Here is a 21,178-nt window from a genome sequence, read left to right on the forward strand (position 1 = left end):
TCAAATGAGCGACTTAACCGAAAATGTTATTAACTAGCCTTGCGATACACGAACTTTCTTGGATCTATTTGCTGTCCGTTTCGCAACACTTCGTAATGCACGTGGGGACCGGTCGACCGGCCTGTGCTACCCATACTGGCAATTTTATCGCCTTTGGCAACGACGTCACCTAGGTTTACTGACATAGATTTATTGTGCCCATAACGAGTGCGAAGACCATTTCCATGATCAATTTCCACAAGCCCGCCATAACCAAGCATATTTCCTGACCATGTAACTACGCCTGCAGCAGTAGCAATCACATCGCCGCCTTCCTTGCCCGCAAAATCAATGCCTTTATGCAATGTTCTACGACCATTAAAAGGGTCATTTCGTAAACCGTAGGGCGAAGATAACCAACCTTTAACGATTGGTCGCCCTGATATATAACGTTCTTTATCTATATGGAGATTAGTTGCCACTGTTTCAAGTAGTGATAACTGAACATTATTATTATCAATTCTGGAGGCCAACTGTGACATGTCATCTAACAGTTGGTTTAATTCAACACCTGCGCCTATTTCACTTAACCCACCGACACCCACTTCGGTAGAAAAATCGAACTGATCTTCAAGTAAATTATTTTCGGCAACTTGCTGGCCTAACGCCTCAAGACGAGTAACGTTAGCTTGCATACGCGCGACGTGGGCAACTAAGGTGCTTAATTGTGTTTCTGTCGCTTTTTTGAGATTAATGACTTGTTGTTTTTGCTGTTCGCGCAATTTCTGATTTTCATCAACTTTGGTTTGCTGCGCAGCAAAACGATCAGCACTCTGCTGGTAAAGACCAGTTCCTGCCGCCACTAAAAGGATAGGTAGAAGTAACCAACGTTTGCTAGGATGCCAACGCGTTACTCCATTTCGACCTTGAATAAAAACTGTTACACTCATAGCCTAACTCAGCCATCTTATTATCATATGAAAAAGCCCCCTCAAGATCTCAGTAGATTACTACATCAATCGGGAACATTACCGGAACTCGCTGAGAAAGCAGAACTGTTAAACCAACTGAATAACTACGTTAAGCAGTGCTTAAATGGTCCTGTTAGTGAACAGCTAAAAGTCGCTAATCTTCGTCAGGGTGTTCTTGTTATTGAAACTACTTCGGCTGCATGGGCTGCTAGAATAAATTTCCAAAAGACCAAACTACTGCAACAACTTCAGGAAGAAACGCTTCCAATGCTTACCGCTATAGAGGTTAAAGTCAACCCAGGGATAGCAATTACGCCAAGTAAAGCACCAACTAATTATGCAAAAATCAGCCCTGCAGCTGCACAACACCTGCAGTCATTGGCTGATCACGTAGAAGGTTCTCTTGGCGAAAAACTAAAACGGCTGGCTGCATTAGCCAGCCGTAATAGGCAATCTTAATATTTTTACGCTAAAGATACAGCGCCTGGCACCATGAAACTAAGTGGTACATCAACTTCATTCTCAAAGCTGACCAATTCCCAAGCTTCTTGTTGTGCAAGTAATGCTCTAACCAATTGGTTATTTAAAGCATGACCTGTTTTATATGCACAGAACTCACCAACAATGGCGTGTCCTGCTACATATAAATCACCAAATGCGTCAAGAATCTTATGCTTAACAAATTCGTCCTCATATCGCAGACCGTCAGGGTTAAGGACACGATATTCATCAAGCACAACAGCATTTTCCATGCTGCCACCTAATGCTAAATTGTTAGCACGCAGGTATTCGATATCTTGCATAAAGCCGAACGTTCTAGCACGACTAATATCTTTAACAAAAGCAGATGTTGAAAAATCCATCACCATATGTTGTTGACTGCGCGAAATTTCAGGGTGATTAAAGTCGATTTTGAAATCAACTCTGAAGCCTTTGAATGGCTTTAACTCTGCCCACTTATCACCGTCTTCAACGCGAATGGTTTGATTGATTTTAATATATTTTTTAGCTACCGATTGTTCTTTAATTCCTGCACTTTGCAGTAAAAAAACAAACGGACTTGCACTGCCATCCATAATCGGGATTTCAGGAGCATCAACTTCGATAACAGCGTTATCTATGCCAAGGCCTGCAAGTGCTGCAAATAAATGTTCGATAGTAGAAATGCGAACACCTTCATCATTAACTAATGCCGTACACATAGTTGTTTCACGAACAAGATGAGCCTTTGCAGGAATTTCCACTGCAGGGCTTAAATCTGTACGTCTAAGTACGATACCAGTGTTGACAGGTGCGGGCATAATGCACAGAGTTACCTTGTTGCCGGAATGCAATCCGACACCAGTACTCTTCACCATTTTTTGAACAGTTCTTTGAAAAATCATTCAGTTACCCGTTTTAATCACTTTTAAATAAACATTCTTGAGCTATATACTGAGTATACCCAGTAAGCTGAGGCGGTATACTACCATAAAATTGTCTTTTCACAAAAAAACACCCTTTACAGTCTTTTTATCCGCCTCTACTTACATAAGCAACATTTTATCAACATCTTAGGCTTTCTAGATTTTCATTTTACTATCAGCAACTAATCAGCTTGCTTACGTAAAAATGCTGGAATATCTAAGTAATCACCGTCAACTCGTGCTGCAGGTTGCGCTGCTTGCTGAGGAGCAGGAACAGCGTTGCCTGTCGGTGCAACATAGCTTGATGCTACATTTTGCTCTTCAACTGGCTCAACTTTTGTCTCAACAACTGGAGCAGGCTCTGGACGTGAAACAGGCTTAGTCACTAATTGGATATCAGGCTTTTTCTCAGCGCCAATACCTGTAGCAACAACCGTTACACGTAACTCTTCACTCATTTCTGGATCAATCACAGCGCCAACAACCACTGTTGCATTATCAGATGCATAAGCTTTAACGTGATTACCCACAGTTTCTAGCTCTTCAATACTGATGTCCATACCTGCTGTGATGTTAACTAATACGCCGCGCGCACCAGCTAGATCAATATCTTCAAGTAATGGACTTGCAACAGCCGCTTCAGCAGCTTCTTCAGCACGGTCATCACCAGTAGCAACGCCTGTGCCCATCATGGCATTACCCATTTCAGACATTACCGTTTTAACGTCGGCGAAATCCACGTTGATTAAACCAGGACGAGTAATTAACTCAGCAATACCCTGCACAGCGCCTAATAAAACATTGTTGGCTGCAGCAAACGCATCCAGTAGCGAAGTACCACGACCCAATACTTTTAGTAACTTTTCATTTGGGATAGTGATAAGCGAATCAACATGCTTTGCAAGTTCAGCAATACCTTGATCGGCAAATGTCATGCGCTTCTTGCCTTCAAAAGGAAAAGGCTTAGTTACAACTGCAACGGTTAAAATACCTTCTTCACGAGCAATCTCAGCAACGACAGGTGCAGCACCAGTACCAGTACCACCACCCATGCCTGCAGCGATAAAGACCATATCCGAGCCTTTAATTGCAGCGCGGATATTTTCTTTATCTTCAACAGCAGCTTGGCGACCTACATCAGGGTTTGCTCCAGCACCTAGACCTTTAGTGACATCACGTCCTAATTGAATCGTAGAGCCAGCACCTGACTTGCGTAATGCCTGAGCATCCGTATTCGTTACGATAAACTCAACACCTTCGATGCTGTGTTTAACCATATGTTCGACAGCGTTACCGCCACCACCACCGACGCCGATGACCTTGATCACCGCTTCGTCATTATGTGTGTCCATGATCTCAAACATTGTCTGATCTCCGTTAGTCTGCGTTATTAAAATTCACCCTTAAACCAGCTTTTGACCCGATTCAAAAGACTGGTAACCCCTTGACGTTCAGGACGTTCGAACTGACGTTCGATAACACGTCTGGCGCCATAATGAAGCAGCCCTATTCCAGTAGAATAGACAGGCTGATCCACGTATTCATTTAACCCTTTTACTGGTAGCGGTGAGGCTACCCTAACTGGCATGCCGAAAGTCGCTTCAGCAATATCAACAGCACCTGTTATAGATGCTGTACCGCCTGTTAATACTATGCCTGCGGCTATTTGATCTTCTAAACCACAGTCAGTTAATTCTTTTAATACCAGTTCAAATAATTCCTGATATCTTGGCTCAACTACTTCCGCTAATGTATGACGAGACATACTCCGTGATGGCCGCCCACCTACTGAAGGCACTTCAATGCTGTCTTCACGGCTCACCATTGAGCTTCTTGCACTGGCAAATTGCACTTTGATCTGTTCAGCATGAGTTAATGGTGTTCTAAAAATCTTAGCGATATCACTGGTCACTTGATTACCAGCAACCGATATCACTGCACAATGTCTCAATGCACCATTGGTATAAACAGCAATATCAGTGGTTCCGCCACCAATATCGACAATACACACACCTAAGTCTTTTTCATCATTGGTCAATACTGAATCAGCCGAAGCAATACCAGAAAAAACTAAGTCATCTACTGTTAAGCCACAACGCTCAACACTCTTGGTGATATTTTTTGCCATATCATTGGCACAGGTGACAATATGAGCTTTCGCTTCCATTCGCATACCTGACATACCAATAGGGCTTTTAATACCATCTTGAACGTCAATTGAATATTCTTGCGGTAACACGTGTAAAATCCGTCTTTCTGTCGGAATTTTTACCGACCGCGCAGTATGAATAACATTATCAACGTCTTCTTGTGTCACTTCCTCATCGTTAATAGACACCATGCCATTTTCGTTCTGACATGCGATGTGCTTACCTGAAATACTTAAATACACTGATGATACTTGGCAATCGGCCATTAACTCAGCTTGATCTAGTGCTCGTTGCACACTTTTAACGATAGAGTCCAAATCATTCACGCCACCTTTGTCCATGCCACGTGAAGGGTGATTGCCTAAACCGACCACGCTAATCTCACCATCAGGCAGTACTTCACCAATGATCACTGCGACCTTGGACGTACCAATGTCTAAGCCTACGATAAGATTTCTTTCCTGATTCTTGGTCATTTAGTGTCGACTCTCTGTTTTAGTATCGTCCCAGCCAACGGCGACTCCGGTGTCATAGCGCAAATCGATGGTTGCTATTGGCTTTTGATTGCGTGTTATTTCAGGGTAAACATTAATAAATCTTTGTATTCTCGACATTTTATCTTCTCTACCTAGTTCAAGCAGAATGCCGTTATCTAACGTTGCATGCCATGCATGCCTTGGGCTTAAACTTAAACTTGCTAGCTTAAATCCATTAATACTTAATAAATCAGACAATTGCTGATAACTAGTTAACACTTCAGAAGACATTTCTTCTGGGCCTGAAAGGAGTGGCAAACGCTCGATACTTTCATTAGGTTGCGCCACAAAAACTTCACCATTAATGTTTAACCAATCATCGCCATTCCAATGAGCTACAGCATGTTGCTCTTGCAAGGTCACCTTAAGCTTTGCTGGCCACTCTCGTCTTACAGAGGCATGATAAACCCAAGGTAACGCCTCTAATGCTTGCTGCACTTCACCTACATCGGCACTAAAAAAACTACGTTCCATCAATGCCTGCAAAGCCGCTTGAATTTCAGCATCTGAGGTATAAACTCGCTCACCTTTTATCGCGACAGCATCTATTGGCAATGCATCGGCATCATTAAGCAGTACATTTAACTTCAAACCTGCCCAAACTATTGTGAGCAATACCGTCAATAAAAACAGCAAACCTGTATACAAGTACCAATTGACTTCACTCAAATGGCCTTTCAGTTGACGAGCTTTATCACTCCACGCCACAGTTAATGCAACTCCAAACTGTACACTGTCACTTTCATTGGGCAATTCACCATTATATCTAGCATACTGACGGTATTAAAGCTTATATTTACAAACAGTTATAATATAAAATTCATTCATCAATTATTAGCATCCGCCAGTTTGACAATTACTTATCGAAGCCTAAATTACTCGATGACAATAACTTCGACAATGCACCGATATTACCTGCACCTTGGGTCAGCAATAAGTCACCCTCTTGCAGCACATCTGGCAATACATCAGCTAATAGTTCAGGTGATGCCACAAAAATCGGGTCGACCTGCCCACGTAATCTAATTGAGCGACACAAGGTTCGACCATCTGCGCCAGGTATAACGCTTTCGCCTGCAGCATAAACATCTAGCAACAATAGGCCGTCAACTTGTGATAACACTTCAACAAAGTCTTCGTACAAGTCACGTGTTCTACTAAAACGATGTGGTTGATATGCCATAACTAAGCGTTTATCAGGCCAACCAGCTCTAGCCGCTTTAATCGTTGCTAATACTTCGCTTGGGTGATGGCCATAATCATCAACCAACATCACCTTGCCATTCGGAGTATCAAACTCACCAAGATGTTGGAAACGTCTGCCAATACCCTCAAACTCTGCTAACGCAGCAACGATAGCGTCATCAGCAATATCATCTTCACTGGCAACAGCAATGGCCGCTAATGCATTTAACACGTTATGCGCACCAGGAAGATTCAATACAATATCTAAATCTTCACGATTTTTACGACGAACGCTAAATTGGCTTTGATGTCCCACTTGCTTAAAGTTCAGTGCTTGAACATCTGCAATATCACTAAAGCCATAAGTGACAACTTGTCTGCCCACTCTTGGCATTATCTCTTGAATGACTTCATCATCAATACACATCACAGCAACGCCGTAAAAAGGCAAGTTATGTAAAAAGTCCACAAAGGTGGTTTTCAACTTTTCAAAATCGCCACCGTACGTGTCCATATGATCAGCTTCGATGTTAGTGATAACACTAACCATTGGCTGTAAGTGCAAAAAACTTGCATCGCTCTCATCTGCTTCGGCAATCAAATAACGACTGGTACCTAAACGTGCGTTGGTACCTGCACTATTTAACAAACCACCAATAACAAACGTAGGATCGCGCTCAGCTTGACCATAAACGCTAGCAATTAAACTGGTTGTCGTTGTTTTACCGTGAGTACCAGCAATAGCTACACCATGACGATAACGCATCAACTCTGCTAACATTTCAGCACGGCGAACGATTGGAATTCGGCGCTTTTTTGCTGCAATAATTTCAGGATTTTCTTTATCAATTGCAGTTGAAACCACGACAACATCAACGTCTGCAACACTTTCAGCCTGATGACCAATAATGATCTTCGCACCTAAATTTTCTAATCTTTCGGTAACACTGTTAACAGCGATATCTGAGCCACTGATCTGATAACCTTCGTTAACTAATACTTCGGCTATCCCGCCCATACCAGCTCCGCCTATGCCGACGAAATGGATTTTCTTTATCCTTCTCATCTCTGGGATCATGGTGCGTAATTGGGCATACTTTTCTGTTTTAGTCATTTCAATCCTTTCGTGCTAATTCAGCACAAATACTCGCTACACGTTGGGTTGCATCTAACACTGCAACACTTCTGGCTTGTTGCGCCATCTCTAAAACAACGTGTCTTTCTTCAGCAAAAAGGGTTAACTTCTCGGCTAAATTATCTGCGTTTAATATGGTTTGCGGTAATAAAAATGCCGCACCGGCTTCTACTAATACTGAAGCGTTTTTTGTTTGATGATCGTCAACCGCATGGGGATATGGCACCAAAATACTGGCTCTACCCACTGCAGCTAATTCAGAAACGGTTAATGCTCCTGAGCGACAAACCACAACATCGGCCCAGCGATAAGCGGCTTCCATGTCATCTATAAATTCTGCCACATTGACACTGGCCGCTTGACCCTTGTCTTGATAGTGACTTTTCACGGTAGGCTCATTTCCTTTACCTACCTGATGCCATACCGTAATCGAGTGTTGTTGGCTAAGTTGCCCTACAACATCAGGCATCACATCGTTAAATATCTTGGCACCTAAGCTGCCACCCACCACTAATACTTTTAATGCGGTGTCGTCACATACCTTTGCAGTTTGCCCTAACTCGATTAACTCTTGTCGAATAGGGTTACCCACTACCTCGGCGTTCGTCGCTGGTAAAAAGGTATTCGGAAACGCACATAGCACTTTGCTAGCGATTCTTGATAACAACTTATTTGTCATCCCCGGTATCGCATTTTGCTCATGCAATACTAATGGGATGCCTGAAATTCTTGCTGCGACTCCACCTGGACCACTAGCAAAGCCACCCATGCCTAAAATTACGTCCGGCTGATATTCATTGATAAAAGCCTTAGCTTGCATGATGGAGCGTAAAATTTTATATGGCGCAGCGAGCTTTCTAATGATGCCATTGCCACGCACGCCCTTAATATCAATGAACTCAATATCAAAACCGTGTTGAGGCACTAAACGCGCCTCCATTCTATCTGCTGTACCTAACCAGCGTACTTGCCAGCCTTTTTTAGCTAGCGCTTTTGCTACAGCTAACGCCGGGAATACATGTCCACCCGTGCCGCCAGCCATCACCAATAATTTAGGTGCATCTGTCATATTAGGGCTCATTTTTTTACTCTCCCTTGCACCGCTTGTGTCAAACTTAACCGCCTTTCATAATCTATGCGTATCAACAGCATCACCGCTGCAGTCATTACCCACAAGCTACTGCCGCCATAACTAATAAAAGGTAAAGTCAGTCCCTTTGTCGGCAACATGCCAATACTTGCGCCAACGTTTACAACGGTCTGAAAACAAATCCAAATCCCGATACCGTAAGCTAAATAACTTTCAAATGGACGCTGAATACTCAAACATAAATTGCCCAGTCGAATCGCTCTAAACGACACAAAAAACAACACAGTTAATACACAAACAATGCCTACAAAACCTAACTCTTCGCCTATCACTGCAAAGATAAAATCAGTGTGAGCCTCAGGCAGGTAAGACAGCTTTTGAATACTGTTACCCAAACCTTGACCAAATATATCACCGCGTCCATAAGCCATAAGAGACTGCGTTAACTGATAACCACTACCAAATGGATCTTCCCACGGGTCTAAAAATGACGTGACCCTTCGCATACGGTAAGGCTCAAACACCACTAAGAATATAAAAGAGCCAACACCAAAAATCATCAAGACTAAAAAGTCTAAAATTCTTGCCCCAGCAAGGAACAACAAGCTGACTGTACACACAAATAATACAACGACTGTTCCCAAGTCTGGCTGTGCCAAAATCAATAAAGCAAACAGCGTAAAGACAATAATAGGCTTAATAAAACCCTTGCTATTTTCTCTAAGCTCACCATGTCGGCGAACTAAATAGCCGGACATATAAATAATAAAAACAAACTTGGCTATTTCAGCTACTTGGATTCTAACGGGTCCAACAGACAACCACCGTGTTGCACCGTTTACCGTTGTGCCTACCACTAACACGGCAACCAACATGAGTAATACCAGCAACACTAAATAAGCGCTGTAACGCTCCCAAAACTTCAACTCTATGTTCAGTACTGCGTAAGCAATAATCCCGCATCCCATTAGATATGCCACATGGCGATAAATAAAATGAAACGGGTTCTCTGTCAGCTTTTGAGCTTCTGGCATAGAAGCCGACATCACCATCACAAAACCAAAGGCAATAAGTCCTACAACTGCTACAAACAAGCTGCGGTCATAAAGCTGATCGCCTGGCGACGTTTCAGATAATATATCTGGCCAAGACCTCTTTAGGACTTGTTGGAATAAGCTCAGTTGCTGCTCACCCCTCGCCATCTTCAATCTGCTCCACTAATTGTTTAAAGTGATGACCTCTTTCCATGAAGTTCTTGTACATATCTGTACTGGCACAAGCAGGAGATAATAAAACGATATCGCCTGAAAAGGTGATTTCAACCGCTTTCGCTACTGCCTCTTCAAGACTGTTAACTGAAATACTATCTGCTTTTAACGCTGCGATTTTAGGGCCGTCTTTACCAAAGGTAATAACTTGCGTGACATTGCTTAATGAAGATTCCAGCTCTTTAAAGTCTGCGCCTTTACCTTCACCACCGGCGATTAAAATCAAATCACCTAAGTGATCACTTAGTCCATTCAATGCAGCAACGGTGGCGCCAACATTGGTTGCTTTAGAATCATTAATATAAGTGACACCTTGCTTAAGGCCTACCATTTCACATCGGTGCTCTAAACCAACAAAGTTTGATGCAATCTCAATCATGAAGCTCTTATCAATGCCACAAGCATCTGTTAATGCCATAGCTGCTAACAAGTTAGCTTGGTTATGGCTGCCGATTAAGCTGACTTCATGTAAATTCATGATTTCGCTTTCACCATGCAATATCTTGCCGTCAGCAATGCCCCACTCATCTCCTTCAGGAACACCTAAACCAAAAGTGTTTTGGTTTGTTGGTTCATCAGGAAACGTCAGCTGATCGTCACGGTTGAACATGACAAAACGGCTTTGCTGATACAAACGTAATTTTGCAGCGCGATAGGAATGGATGTCGTGGTACCTATCCATATGGTCTTCGCTTATGTTCAAGCAAGTGGCAGCGATACAGTTCAAGCTATGGGTTGTTTCTAATTGAAAGCTCGATAGTTCCAAGACAAAGTATTCTGCGTCAGTCGTTAATAAATCCAACACTGGGATACCAATATTGCCGCCGACAGCAACTTTTTTACCTGCTGCTTCCAATATGTCGTAAACAAGCGTAGTCACAGTGGTTTTACCGTTTGAGCCGGTAATTGCAACAACACAAGGCGCTCTATCTGCTACTGCTTGCGCAAACAGCTCCACATCCCCAATAACTTCAATACCCATATCAATCGCAGCGCGAATTTCTGGAGTATCAACTGCGATGCCTGGGCTTACAATAATTTGTTTCGCTTGCACTAAGTAACGACATACAAATCCGCCTGTAAGCAACTCAACATCAGGAAAATCCTGCGCTAACGTTTCTTGTCCAGGTGGCGCTCGTCTGCTATCCATCACCAATGGTGTAATACCTTGGGACATCAGATAACGCACAACAGATAAACCTGTTGCACCTAACCCCAAAACAATATGTGAATAGCTTGATTGCATTGCTTACTACCTTAACTTAAGGGTTGCCAGTCCTAGCATTACTAGGAATAACGAAATAATCCAAAAGCGAACAATCACTCTTGGCTCTGGCCAACCTTTCAATTCGTAATGGTGGTGAATCGGTGCCATTCTAAAAATACGTTGTCCACGTAATTTATAAGAACCCACTTGTAGAATCACCGACACCGTTTCCATAACGAAAACACCGCCCATAATCACTAATAACACTTCTTGGCGAACTAATACGGCAATCGCACCCAGGCCAGCGCCAAGCGCTAACGATCCAACATCACCCATAAACACTTGTGCTGGGTAGGTGTTAAACCATAAAAATCCTAAGCCAGCACCAACAATCGCGGTACACACAATCACTAACTCACCTGCATCTGGCAGGTGCGGAATATGCAAATAACTAGCAAACTGAGCATGACCTGATAAATAGGCAATCAGTGCAAATGCTGCTGCAACCATGACTGTAGGCATGATTGCTAAACCATCTAGGCCATCGGTTAAGTTCACAGCGTTACTGGCACCCACAATAGTGAAGTAGGCCAACACGATATAAAGCAAACCTAGTTGTGGCATCACATCTTTAAAGAATGGTACGACTAACTGAGTCTCACCCGGAATTGTCGCTGAGCTATATAAGTAAAAAGCAACGGCTAAAGCGGCAATTGATTGCGAAGCATACTTCCAACGGGCAATCAGACCTTTAGAGTCTTTCTTGACTACCTTTAGGTAATCATCGAGGAAACCAATACCACCAAATGTACCCAGTACAAATAGCATCACGAGGACATATCTATTTGATAAATCGCCCCATAATAAAACGCTGACAAAAATCCCTGCGAGGATCAGCAAACCGCCCATTGTCGGTGTGCCACGCTTACTGAAATGTGATTCTGGACCGTCATTACGAACGACTTGTCCAATTTGAAGTAACTGCAAACGTTCAATTAACTTAGGGCCAAACCATAAGCTAAAAATCAGACCTGTCATAAGCCCTAAAATGGCTCTTAAGGTTAGATATGAAAATACATTAAACCCACTATAAAACTGGGTTAAATACTCAGCTAAATAAGCCAGCATCTAAACAAACTCCCCGCGCCTATTGGCATTTAATAATTCTTCGACCACAGTTTCCATCGCTGCGCTTCGAGAACCTTTAACTAAAATAGTTACATCATCCGGTAACTGATTTATCTTTTTCATTAATTTTTTAGCGAGTATATCTGAGTCACTATAGTGCTCAGAACCAAACGCTTTACTAGTCGATTCAGTGAGTTGTCCGCAACAAAACAGGTCATCGATTCCAGCGAGTTTGGCTTGTTGGCCAACCTCAAAATGCAAAAGGGCGCTATTGTCACCTAATTCGCCTAAATCTCCCAGCACTAAACATCGAAAACCACGAGTTTGTTTTAACCAACTGATCGCGGCATCAACAGAAGTCGGATTGGCGTTATAGCTGTCATCAACCAATAAAATTCGTCCTAACTTGTGCGGCACCATTCGCCCCTTAACAGGCGTTAACGTACTTAGCCCCGTTACAATATCTGTAACAGGGATATTCAGAGCGATACAAATGGCGCTAGCAGCTAATGCATTACTCACTTGATGCAAGCCCGCTAATGGAAGTTTTACAGGGTAAGACTGACCTAAAATGACTAAATTAAATTGATAGCAACCGCTATCGTTAGCAACAATATCAACTGCTTTAATATCAGCGTCGATAGTTTCAGAAATTGAAAATGTCAGTTGCTTAAAGGCCGATGCTTTTTTTACCATGAAATCAGCAAAATCATCATCAGCATTAATAATGGCAGTACCGTCTTTACTTAGATGATTAAAGATTTCAGACTTTGCCTCAGCAACGCCTTCAATTGAACCAAAACCTTCAAGGTGAGCACGGCCGACATTATTCACTAATGCCACCTGAGGCGTCACTAAAGATGAAGTATAATTAATTTCACCCTGATGATTTGCGCCTAACTCAAACACACCATACTCATGGCCTTGCTCAAGTCTTAATAGTGTTAATGGCACACCGATTTCATTATTAAAGTTGCCAGCAGTAAACAACACTTTATGGTGCTGAGATAAAATTGTCGCAACGATTTCTTTAACCGTCGTTTTACCATTAGAGCCAGTCAGAGCTATTGAAAGTGGGTTAACTTGCTGGCGAATATAAGCACCAATAGCGCCCATGGCTTTTTGCGTGTTCTCGACAACAAGCTGTGGAATATTGACATCAAGTTGTCGCTCTACCAGTAAGGCTTTTGCACCATTTTCAATTGCTGTTTCAGCAAAGCTATGGCCATCAAAACGTAAACCTTTTAAGGCAACAAACAAACTGCTATCCAGCATTTTCCGGCTGTCACTGGTTACATCATTAATGGTGATGTCAGCGCCGATGAGTTGAGCGTTAAGCTCAGCAGCTAAAGTTGATAATTTAATCTCTATCATCAGATGCCTCCTGTTTTGACAAGAGATTGTTCTGCATCTGGACTGGTTAACATCATGGCTAATGCACGTTCATCGTAATCAATTTTGCTACCTGCGACTTCTTGGTAGGTTTCATGTCCCTTACCCGCGAGTAAGACAATATCACCCGCTTTGGCGAGTTTAGTCACGGCTTTAATCGCTTCAACCCTGTCAATTTGAGTCAATGCCAACTCAGGGTGAGTTAATCCAGCAACCACATCATTGATAATACTCATCGGCTTTTCACTGCGAGCATTATCACTGGTCACCATGACTTTATCAGCAAATTTCTCAGCAGCTTGCGCCATTAAAGGTCGCTTACCTGTATCACGGTCACCACCACAACCAAACACACACCACAAGGTGCCTTGGCAGTGAATTCGCAGCGCTTTTAAAGCATGTTCGATGGCATCAGGCGTATGGGCATAATCAACCACTAAGGTCGGGCCATTAGCTTGATTAAATCGCTCCATACGACCGGCAACAGGGGTCAAATGAGGTACTAACGTAAGCAACTCATCCATTAGGTTTACGCTGCTATCCTGTGCCGTTAACGTACCTTGCAAATACAGTGCACCTAGCGCAGCAACAAGATTTGATAGATTAAAATCACCTAAAAGCGGTGATGACAACTGACCTTTCAATAATGGTGAATCTTGATGATGAATATCAGCAGGGTAATAGAAATCACACGTCACCCCTGCATCATTGAAATGCATGTTATCAGTGTAAAAGCACGCTAAAGGATGCTTGTTAAGGCTAAACCCAAACATACTTGCCGATTTCAGCTCATCAAACCATCTTTCACCTACGGCATCATCAAGATTTAATAAGCCATTTTTGATGCAAGAAAAAGTAAATAAACGCTTCTTTGCCGCGCCATAAGCATCCATGTCACCATGATAATCAAGGTGATCACGACTTAAATTGGTAAACACTGCCGTACTAAAAGGCACAGCTTCTACTCGGCCTTGCACTAAACCATGGCTTGAGACTTCGATCGCGCAAGTATTAACATTTTGCTGCTGAAACTCATGTAATTGACGGACAAGCGTAATGGCATCAGCGGTTGTATTGCCGCTATCGATTAAACTGCCCCAAACACCATTACCTAACGTGCCCATAACAGCGGCTTTTTGCTGTTTAAGGGTCACCAACTGTGCAATCAACTGACTGACCGAAGTTTTACCGTTAGTCCCTGTTACCCCAATAATCGCCATATCGGCGTTGAATAAAGGATATAGCTGCGCAGCAACGGCCGATAACTGGCGGCTTAATTGAAAAAAAGACACCAACACGGCACCAGAATCATGATAATTAACTTGGCCATGTTCATCAGGGTTATCAGTATGAATTAATGCACCTAAGGCGCCCGCTTCAACGGCTTTATTAATAAATTTTCGGCCATCAACTTGATGGCCAGGTAAAGCAACGAACAAACATCCTTGGCTGACTTCACGGCTATCTAATGTCATTGAAGAGACTGACTCACGGCCAGCATAATGAAACCAAGGTGCTAATAAATCACTAAGAAGCATTATTCTGCCCTCCTAGCGATTGCTGCCAATTCAACTTTCTCTTTCTCATTTAATGGTTCTACATTGAGCATCTGTAATGCTCCAGACATAATTTTTGCAAAAGCAGGGCCAGCCACATCGCCGCCATGATATCTATCGCCTTTTGGCTCATTAACCACAATTGAAATCGCTAAACGTGGATTATGTACTGGCGCAACCCCCGCAAACAGTGAAACGTAATCATCTCCGTAACCTCCTGCGATGGACTTACGGCTAGTACCAGTTTTGCCTGCAATAGGGTAGCCATCGATATGTGCTTTAGTTGCTGTGCCACCCCTTTCGGTTACACCTAACATCATTTCCATCACGTCTTTGGCAGTTTGTTCAGAGATAACTTGCTCACCGCGAGGGGCTTGCTTTAACTTAAGAATCGAAACAGGGTATAGAATTCCGCCACTGCCCAATGTTGCGTACATTCTCGCTAATTGAAGCGGCGTGGCAGTAAGGCCGTAACCATAAGACAATGTTGCACGTTCAAAGTCAGACCAACGGCGACGGTCGTGAATAAGACCTGCACTTTCACCCGCTAAATTAATACCTGAGTAATTACCTAAACCCATCGATTGATAAGTCCCCAATAACTCTTGCACTGGCATCGATAAAGACACTTTGCTGATCCCAACGTTACTGGATTTCACCAAAATCTTATCCAAGGTCATATTGCCGTAGTTGATAGTGTCACGCACTTGGCGTCCACCCACTCGCATCCAGCCTGGGGAAGTATTAATTAAGTCATCTCGCTCAACCGTGCCAGCCTCTAAAGCCGCAGCAACCACAAACGGCTTAACTGTAGAACCCGGCTCAAAGGTATCGGTTAATGCGCGATTTCGCATACGATAGGATTGCAAGTTTTCACGAGAATTGGGGTTATAAGATGGCGTATTGACCATCGCCAGTACTTCACCGGTTTTCACGTCTAGCACAACAACAGAGCCTGACGTCGCTTGGTTGATTTCAGTCGTACGTTTTAACTCACGATACGCTAATTGCTGGATACGTTGATCAATGCTGAGCACCAAGTCATTTGAACTTTCGCCTTCTTCAACAATATCTAAACGCTGCACCACTTTACCATCGCGAGATTTTCGCACTTTTTGCTTTGAAGGTGTTCCAGTTAGCCAGCTGTCGTAAGCATTTTCGATACCTTCAATACCAACATCATCAATGTTAGTTAATCCAACTAGCTGCGCTGCAGTTTCACCTGCAGGATAATATCGACGAGATTCAGACTTTAAATAAATACCCGAAATCTTTAATTGCTTAATGTATTCAGCAACAGCAGGAGTAACTTGGCGTTTTAAATAGATAAAGCGACGTTTAGGATCACGCTGTACTTTGTTTACTATCTCATCAACAGGCTCATGCAATACATCCGCAAGCGCTTTCCAGCGGCGCATGTCTTTAAAGGCATCTTTATCATGGGAAATTTTAGGGTCTGCCCAAACGGCACGAACAGGCACACTGACTGCGAGCATTTCGCCATTACGGTCGGTGATCAAGCCACGTTGTACCTGATTACTGCTGGTACGTAAAGTACGCATATCACTTTCGTGACGTAATTTGTCGGGTTCTATAATTTGAATATAGGCGGCACGTGCAATCAAAGCCGTAAATAAAAGCAACACAAAACCAACCACAACGAATAATCGCCATGGGATCAGCTCTGGGTTTAACTTACGTTTGGCTTGTCTGCTCATCGTTTAAACTTGAGTTAGTGACTCAACAATCCTTATTAATTTAACCGCTTATATAATTTCACCGTAACCGAATGACCACTTCTTCTTTCGGTAATGGACGCATCATTTTTAAATCTTTAGTCGCAATCCGTGTCACCCGACTATGTTCTGACTTAGATTGCTCTTCTAACAACAAATTGCGCCATTCAATGTCCAATCGATCGCGCTCTTGTAATAAATGATCCATTTGCGAGGTTAACTTTCGCGTCGCATGACTGGTATAAACCACGCCTACTGCATTGACGAGTACGACCACCGACATTAATAAAATCCACTTATGTCGCCAGATATCGGCAAGCACAATACGTGATAATTTTATCGATGATTGCCCCAAGTTAACCTCATCTATTGTTCTTTTAAGGTCTTTAAATAAGACCGTTAATTTCGTTCTTTAATAATCAAGACGCTGCGCAACACGAAGTACTGAACTGCGTGCACGAGGGTTTTGCTCAATTTCAATATCAGAAGGCTTCATTGCCTTGCCCATTGCTTTTAATTTTTTTGACTTATTGATTTCAGCTTCCGTAATAGGCAAACCATGCGGCACGCTCGCACCTTGGCTATATTTACGAATAAAACGTTTCACCATTCGGTCTTCTAACGAATGGAAACTGATCACCGATAAACGCCCTTCTGGCGCAAGTACAGCAACAGCACCTTCTAATGCTTGCTCTATTTGTTCTAATTCACTATTGATATAAATACGAATAGCTTGGAACACACGCGTAGCAGGATGTTTATTACGTTCTTTATTTTTAGTAATACGTGCAATTAACTCAGCTAAATCTTTGGTTCTTAAAAATGGCTTTTCATCGCGGTCTGCGGCAATACAACGGGCAATATGCCGAGAATTTTTCTCTTCACCATAGGTTTTAAATACCCATGCCATATCTTCAATTTCAGCTTTAGCAATCCACTGCGCAGCTGTTTGACCTTGGCTATTATCCATCCGCATGTCCAAAGGACCATCACGTAGGAAACTAAATCCGCGTTCAGCATCATCTAACTGAGGTGAAGACACACCTAAATCCAATAACACCCCATCGATCTTGCCTTTAAGGCCGAGCTCTGTAACGTATTGTTCTATCTGACCGAAACCACCGTGAACAATCTGAAAGCGCGGATCGTCGGCAAACTGTTTTGCCGCTTCAATAGCTTGAGGGTCGCGATCGATAGCAATCAAGCGGCCATTTTCACCAAGTTGACTCAGCACATGCCTAGAATGACCACCACGTCCAAAAGTACCATCGATATAGATGCCATCTTCATGGATGTTCAAACCGTCAACGGTTTCTTTTAGTAGTACAGATAAATGGGCAAATTCTTGGCTCATCAGACTCTTCTTAATTGGTTATTTATAATGAAAAATTAGCTAATCTTTCATGGCTAGCGAGATCTTCAGCTTGGATAAGCTCATGGCTTTCATCCATTTGCGTCTGCCAAGCGGCTTCATCCCACAATTCAAACTTGTTTAATAAGCCCACCAGCATGGTTTTCTTTTGTAACCCTGCATACTGTCTTAATGCTGGAGGAACTAGCGCACGCCCATTACCATCTAACTCACATTCATGAGCGTGGCCTAATAATCTTCGTTTCATGGAACGTTCAACTTTGTCGGTGTCTGATAGTTGCAACAATTTAGCTTCTATCAATTCCCACTCGTGGATCGGATAGATCAATAAACAATGTGATTGGATGTCTACAGTAATAACGACAATGCCATCGTGCTCGGTGCGTAAGGATTCGCGGTATCGCATTGGAATAGCGATCCGTCCTTTTGCATCCATATTTATCGCACTAGCACCCCGAAACACAGCCATCGATCCCTATTAATTGTTATTAAAATTCCCACAAATATCCACAATTCCCCACAACCCTTAAGTTTAGGGATACAACACAAGTATTGTCAAGCGATGAGAACATTAATTAAATCCAGTTCTGAAGCGGGTTAGCAGCAAATTATAATTACGCTCTTCGAGGTGGAGAAAAGTGGTTTATAGACGGGTAAATGAACGAAACCATAGACATAACAGCGCTAATAACAGTAATAAATGTGGGGAATTTGATCCAAGTTGTGACTATTTTCATATAAAAATAACAATAAGGATCGATTTCAGCTTGTATTTTTATTCAGAAATATCCACCCAATGTGTGATGGGTCTCTTTATAGAAATAATGTGTACCGTGAATTTCAGAAATCGAATTCAAAGTGAAACAAGCAAACGAGACTAGATAATTGTGATTAAAGGCTGAACTACATACAATGAAATAGATTAAATATTAATCAGCCATTGCCGATATAGTAATAACTTAGGTTATTAACGCTAAATCGACGGATGAGATTCGATAAGATGATTATTGCCGAGAGTAAGTTAATAATTAACTGCTAACAGTTCAAAGCTAGAAACTAGAAACTAGAAACTAGAAACTAGAAACTAGAAACTAGAAACTAGAAACTAGAAACTAACAGTATCGTTCAATGTGATTAAGGAGGTCAAAATGAGTTTAGACAGTATTTACGCCATTGTAGCCAGGCCGCCTAGGCAAGTTGATGGAGTTAAAAGAAATGTCAAAAAAGTCAGCGACAGTGACTCGATATCTGCTGATAGCCATGAAGCGCCTCAATCTCAATTACCACCAGAAACCAAGCTAACGCCAAAAGACACTAGCGCTAACAAAGCTTCCCAGCACACTGACGACAATTCAAAAATAAAACACATCGACATAGAAGTTTAATCACAGCGACTGTGACTCACTTTATTACTTTGAAACAGACTGTTAGTTTGAAATAGTCTGCTGAACAGCTTTCTTCCAGCCGGCATACAAATCACTTCTTACCGAATTGTCCATTTGCGCAGTAAACTGCTTATCTGTCGCAGCAATATTTTTAAGCTCGTCTGTTGACTGCCAAAACCCTACCGCCAGTCCAGCCAAATAAGCTGCACCCATCGCTGTGGTCTCAGTGACTTGAGGGCGAATTACATCGACATCACTAATATCAGCTTGGAATTGCATCAAAAAATCATTGGCAACTGCGCCGCCATCCACTCTAATTTGTTTTAGCGCAACACCAGAGTCTTGGCTCATTGCCTCAAGTAAATCTTTACTTTGATATGCGATTGCTTCTAAGGCGGCACGAATAATATGGCTTCGGTTAACACCTCTGGTTAAACCAACAATCGCACCTCGTGCATCAGCATCCCAATAAGGTGCCCCTAAGCCTACAAAAGCGGGCACCAAATAGACGCCATTAGTGTCTGAAACTTTATTGGCAAAATATTCAGTATCTTGTGCATCTTGAATTAAACCCATTTCATCACGTAACCACTGGATCACCGCACCGCCCATAAATACCGCGCCTTCCAAAGCATAGTTAACGGATAAATCGCTACCAATACCTATGGTAGTTAACAAGCCATGGGTCGATAAAACGGCTTTTTCACCTGTGTTCATCAATAAGAAGCAACCTGTGCCATAGGTATTTTTAGCCATACCGGGTTCAAAGCATAGTTGACCAAATAGTGCAGATTGCTGATCGCCAGCCATGCCTGCCACGGCTATCTCGCCACCCGCAATAGTCGTCGTGCCGTAAACCGCACAAGAAGGCTTAACTTCAGGCAACATAGCACGAGGAATATCAAAAGCGGCTAACAACTTTTCATCCCATTGTTGCTGATGAATATTAAACAACATTGTGCGTGAAGCGTTAGTTGGCTCGGTAACATGCACCTTACCCTTAGTCAGCTTCCAAACTAACCAAGTATCAATAGTGCCAAACAGTAAATCACCAGCCTCGGCTTTTTCTCGAGCACCTTCAACATTATCTAATAACCATTTAATTTTACTTGCTGAAAAATAAGGGTCTAACACTAAACCTGTGGCCGATTTTATATACTCTTCTAGACCATCAGCTTTAAATTTCTGGCATATTGCTTGGCTGCGACGGCATTGCCACACAATAGCATTGTGAATTGGCTTGCCGGTATTTTTATCCCACACAACGGTTGTTTCACGTTGGTTAGTGATACCAATTGCGGCAACATCATCACAACTGATCCCCGCTCTGGCTAATACTTCAATTAACGATGAACTTTGGGAAGACCAAATTTCCATAGGATCATGTTCAACCCAACCAGCTTGTGGATATATTTGGCTGAACTCTCGCTGGGACACCGCCACCATATTAGCTTTATGATCAAACACAATTGCTCTTGAACTGGTGGTGCCTTGATCGAGCGCGATAACATATTTCTTTGAATTCATTACTGGCCTATCTACTTATTACTGACGAAAACTTGGTTATCAATTATTTATCGAAGCAAAAGATAAAGGTAAAGCTGAAGCTCTCTTCGCCCGAGCTTTTTCATTATTAATACTGCATGATAATAAGGTAAGACGGATATGACTGAATCACAAGT

At 42.5% G+C, this 21,178-nt stretch carries 19 protein-coding genes; 2 read left to right on the plus strand and 17 right to left on the minus strand.

Annotated features, from left to right (window positions below; genetic code table 11):
* Positions 1-29 precede the first annotated feature (29 nt).
* On the minus strand, positions 30-929 hold the full coding sequence (locus QPX86_RS18590) for a M23 family metallopeptidase (RefSeq protein ID WP_220753619.1): 900 nt from the start codon (positions 927-929) through the stop codon (positions 30-32).
* Between the two features lie 27 nt (positions 930-956).
* Here QPX86_RS18590 and QPX86_RS18595 point away from each other — a divergent pair, with 27 nt between their 5' ends.
* The gene (locus QPX86_RS18595; protein WP_220753620.1) at positions 957-1,409 is read left to right on the plus strand and encodes a DUF721 domain-containing protein; all 453 of its coding nucleotides are present in this window, start codon (positions 957-959) and stop codon (positions 1,407-1,409) included.
* A gap of 5 nt (positions 1,410-1,414) precedes the next feature.
* Here QPX86_RS18595 and lpxC read toward each other — a convergent pair whose 3' ends face one another.
* The 15 genes from lpxC to mraZ form a co-directional block, all read right to left on the minus strand.
* Positions 1,415-2,335, minus strand: a complete 921-nt coding sequence (lpxC, locus tag QPX86_RS18600; RefSeq protein WP_220753621.1) for a UDP-3-O-acyl-N-acetylglucosamine deacetylase — start codon at positions 2,333-2,335, stop codon at positions 1,415-1,417.
* Between the two features lie 203 nt (positions 2,336-2,538).
* On the minus strand, positions 2,539-3,720 hold the full coding sequence (gene ftsZ, locus QPX86_RS18605) for a cell division protein FtsZ (protein ID WP_220753622.1): 1,182 nt from the start codon (positions 3,718-3,720) through the stop codon (positions 2,539-2,541).
* A 26-nt stretch (positions 3,721-3,746) separates the two neighbouring features.
* Complete coding sequence (gene ftsA / locus QPX86_RS18610) at positions 3,747-4,982, minus strand: cell division protein FtsA (protein WP_102526855.1); 1,236 nt, start codon at positions 4,980-4,982, stop codon at positions 3,747-3,749.
* The gene (locus tag QPX86_RS18615; protein ID WP_407696606.1) at positions 4,983-5,795 is read right to left on the minus strand and encodes a cell division protein FtsQ/DivIB; all 813 of its coding nucleotides are present in this window, start codon (positions 5,793-5,795) and stop codon (positions 4,983-4,985) included.
* 103 nt (positions 5,796-5,898) lie between these two features.
* Entirely contained in the window at positions 5,899-7,341 is a 1,443-nt protein-coding gene (gene murC / locus QPX86_RS18620) for a UDP-N-acetylmuramate--L-alanine ligase (RefSeq protein ID WP_285163495.1), read from the minus strand.
* A gap of 1 nt (position 7,342) precedes the next feature.
* A complete protein-coding gene (gene murG / locus QPX86_RS18625; protein WP_285165201.1) occupies positions 7,343-8,431 on the minus strand; it encodes an undecaprenyldiphospho-muramoylpentapeptide beta-N-acetylglucosaminyltransferase in 1,089 nt (362 codons plus the stop codon).
* Positions 8,432-8,439: 8 nt separating this feature from the next.
* A complete protein-coding gene (gene ftsW, locus QPX86_RS18630) occupies positions 8,440-9,654 on the minus strand; it encodes a cell division protein FtsW (protein ID WP_285165202.1) in 1,215 nt (404 codons plus the stop codon).
* Positions 9,641-10,966, minus strand: coding sequence for a UDP-N-acetylmuramoyl-L-alanine--D-glutamate ligase (murD, locus tag QPX86_RS18635; RefSeq protein WP_220753624.1), 1,326 nt, complete (start codon positions 10,964-10,966; stop codon positions 9,641-9,643). Before murD ends, ftsW begins: the two co-directional genes overlap by 14 nt.
* A gap of 6 nt (positions 10,967-10,972) precedes the next feature.
* Complete coding sequence (mraY, locus tag QPX86_RS18640) at positions 10,973-12,055, minus strand: phospho-N-acetylmuramoyl-pentapeptide-transferase (RefSeq protein WP_220753625.1); 1,083 nt, start codon at positions 12,053-12,055, stop codon at positions 10,973-10,975.
* Entirely contained in the window at positions 12,056-13,429 is a 1,374-nt protein-coding gene (locus QPX86_RS18645) for a UDP-N-acetylmuramoyl-tripeptide--D-alanyl-D-alanine ligase (RefSeq protein ID WP_285163497.1), read from the minus strand.
* A complete protein-coding gene (gene murE / locus QPX86_RS18650) occupies positions 13,429-14,988 on the minus strand; it encodes a UDP-N-acetylmuramoyl-L-alanyl-D-glutamate--2,6-diaminopimelate ligase (protein ID WP_285165203.1) in 1,560 nt (519 codons plus the stop codon). The genes QPX86_RS18645 and murE overlap by 1 nt, the downstream gene beginning before the upstream one ends.
* Positions 14,985-16,721: a peptidoglycan D,D-transpeptidase FtsI family protein gene (locus QPX86_RS18655; protein ID WP_220753627.1), complete on the minus strand. Its 1,737-nt coding sequence runs from the start codon at positions 16,719-16,721 to the stop codon at positions 14,985-14,987. Before QPX86_RS18655 ends, murE begins: the two co-directional genes overlap by 4 nt.
* Positions 16,722-16,779: 58 nt before the next feature.
* Entirely contained in the window at positions 16,780-17,094 is a 315-nt protein-coding gene (ftsL, locus tag QPX86_RS18660; protein WP_285163498.1) for a cell division protein FtsL, read from the minus strand.
* Positions 17,095-17,151: 57 nt separating this feature from the next.
* The gene (gene rsmH, locus QPX86_RS18665) at positions 17,152-18,093 is read right to left on the minus strand and encodes a 16S rRNA (cytosine(1402)-N(4))-methyltransferase RsmH (RefSeq protein ID WP_220753629.1); all 942 of its coding nucleotides are present in this window, start codon (positions 18,091-18,093) and stop codon (positions 17,152-17,154) included.
* Between the two features lie 22 nt (positions 18,094-18,115).
* Positions 18,116-18,574 (minus strand): division/cell wall cluster transcriptional repressor MraZ, encoded by a 459-nt coding sequence (gene mraZ / locus QPX86_RS18670; RefSeq protein WP_220753710.1) that lies wholly within the window; start codon positions 18,572-18,574, stop codon positions 18,116-18,118.
* A gap of 685 nt (positions 18,575-19,259) precedes the next feature.
* Between mraZ and QPX86_RS18675 the strand changes: the two genes are divergently transcribed.
* A complete protein-coding gene (locus QPX86_RS18675) occupies positions 19,260-19,496 on the plus strand; it encodes a hypothetical protein (protein ID WP_285163499.1) in 237 nt (78 codons plus the stop codon).
* Between the two features lie 42 nt (positions 19,497-19,538).
* Here the strand turns inward: QPX86_RS18675 and glpK are convergent, their stop codons facing one another.
* Positions 19,539-21,023 (minus strand): glycerol kinase GlpK, encoded by a 1,485-nt coding sequence (gene glpK, locus QPX86_RS18680; RefSeq protein WP_220753631.1) that lies wholly within the window; start codon positions 21,021-21,023, stop codon positions 19,539-19,541.
* Between the last annotated feature and the right edge of the window lie 155 nt (positions 21,024-21,178).

The organism is Shewanella goraebulensis, from assembly GCF_030252245.1.
GTDB lineage: Bacteria > Pseudomonadota > Gammaproteobacteria > Enterobacterales > Shewanellaceae > Shewanella > Shewanella goraebulensis.

What these genes read in the sequence shown, in the direction of transcription:
- ftsA (WP_102526855.1), bottom strand. Translation starts at nt 4,982, where the DNA reads ATGACCAAGAATCAGGAAAGAAATCTTATCGTAGGCTTAGACATTGGT.
- ftsZ (WP_220753622.1), bottom strand. Translation starts at nt 3,720, where the DNA reads ATGTTTGAGATCATGGACACACATAATGACGAAGCGGTGATCAAGGTC.
- QPX86_RS18595 (WP_220753620.1), top strand. Translation starts at nt 957, where the DNA reads ATGAAAAAGCCCCCTCAAGATCTCAGTAGATTACTACATCAATCGGGA.
- murG (WP_285165201.1), bottom strand. Translation starts at nt 8,431, where the DNA reads ATGACAGATGCACCTAAATTATTGGTGATGGCTGGCGGCACGGGTGGA.
- murC (WP_285163495.1), bottom strand. Translation starts at nt 7,341, where the DNA reads ATGACTAAAACAGAAAAGTATGCCCAATTACGCACCATGATCCCAGAG.
- mraY (WP_220753625.1), bottom strand. Translation starts at nt 12,055, where the DNA reads ATGCTGGCTTATTTAGCTGAGTATTTAACCCAGTTTTATAGTGGGTTT.
- rsmH (WP_220753629.1), bottom strand. Translation starts at nt 18,093, where the DNA reads ATGAGCCAAGAATTTGCCCATTTATCTGTACTACTAAAAGAAACCGTT.
- ftsW (WP_285165202.1), bottom strand. Translation starts at nt 9,654, where the DNA reads ATGGCGAGGGGTGAGCAGCAACTGAGCTTATTCCAACAAGTCCTAAAG.
- QPX86_RS18590 (WP_220753619.1), bottom strand. Translation starts at nt 929, where the DNA reads ATGAGTGTAACAGTTTTTATTCAAGGTCGAAATGGAGTAACGCGTTGG.
- QPX86_RS18645 (WP_285163497.1), bottom strand. Translation starts at nt 13,429, where the DNA reads ATGATAGAGATTAAATTATCAACTTTAGCTGCTGAGCTTAACGCTCAA.
- lpxC (WP_220753621.1), bottom strand. Translation starts at nt 2,335, where the DNA reads ATGATTTTTCAAAGAACTGTTCAAAAAATGGTGAAGAGTACTGGTGTC.
- QPX86_RS18655 (WP_220753627.1), bottom strand. Translation starts at nt 16,721, where the DNA reads ATGAGCAGACAAGCCAAACGTAAGTTAAACCCAGAGCTGATCCCATGG.
- QPX86_RS18675 (WP_285163499.1), top strand. Translation starts at nt 19,260, where the DNA reads ATGAGTTTAGACAGTATTTACGCCATTGTAGCCAGGCCGCCTAGGCAA.
- murD (WP_220753624.1), bottom strand. Translation starts at nt 10,966, where the DNA reads ATGCAATCAAGCTATTCACATATTGTTTTGGGGTTAGGTGCAACAGGT.
- glpK (WP_220753631.1), bottom strand. Translation starts at nt 21,023, where the DNA reads ATGAATTCAAAGAAATATGTTATCGCGCTCGATCAAGGCACCACCAGT.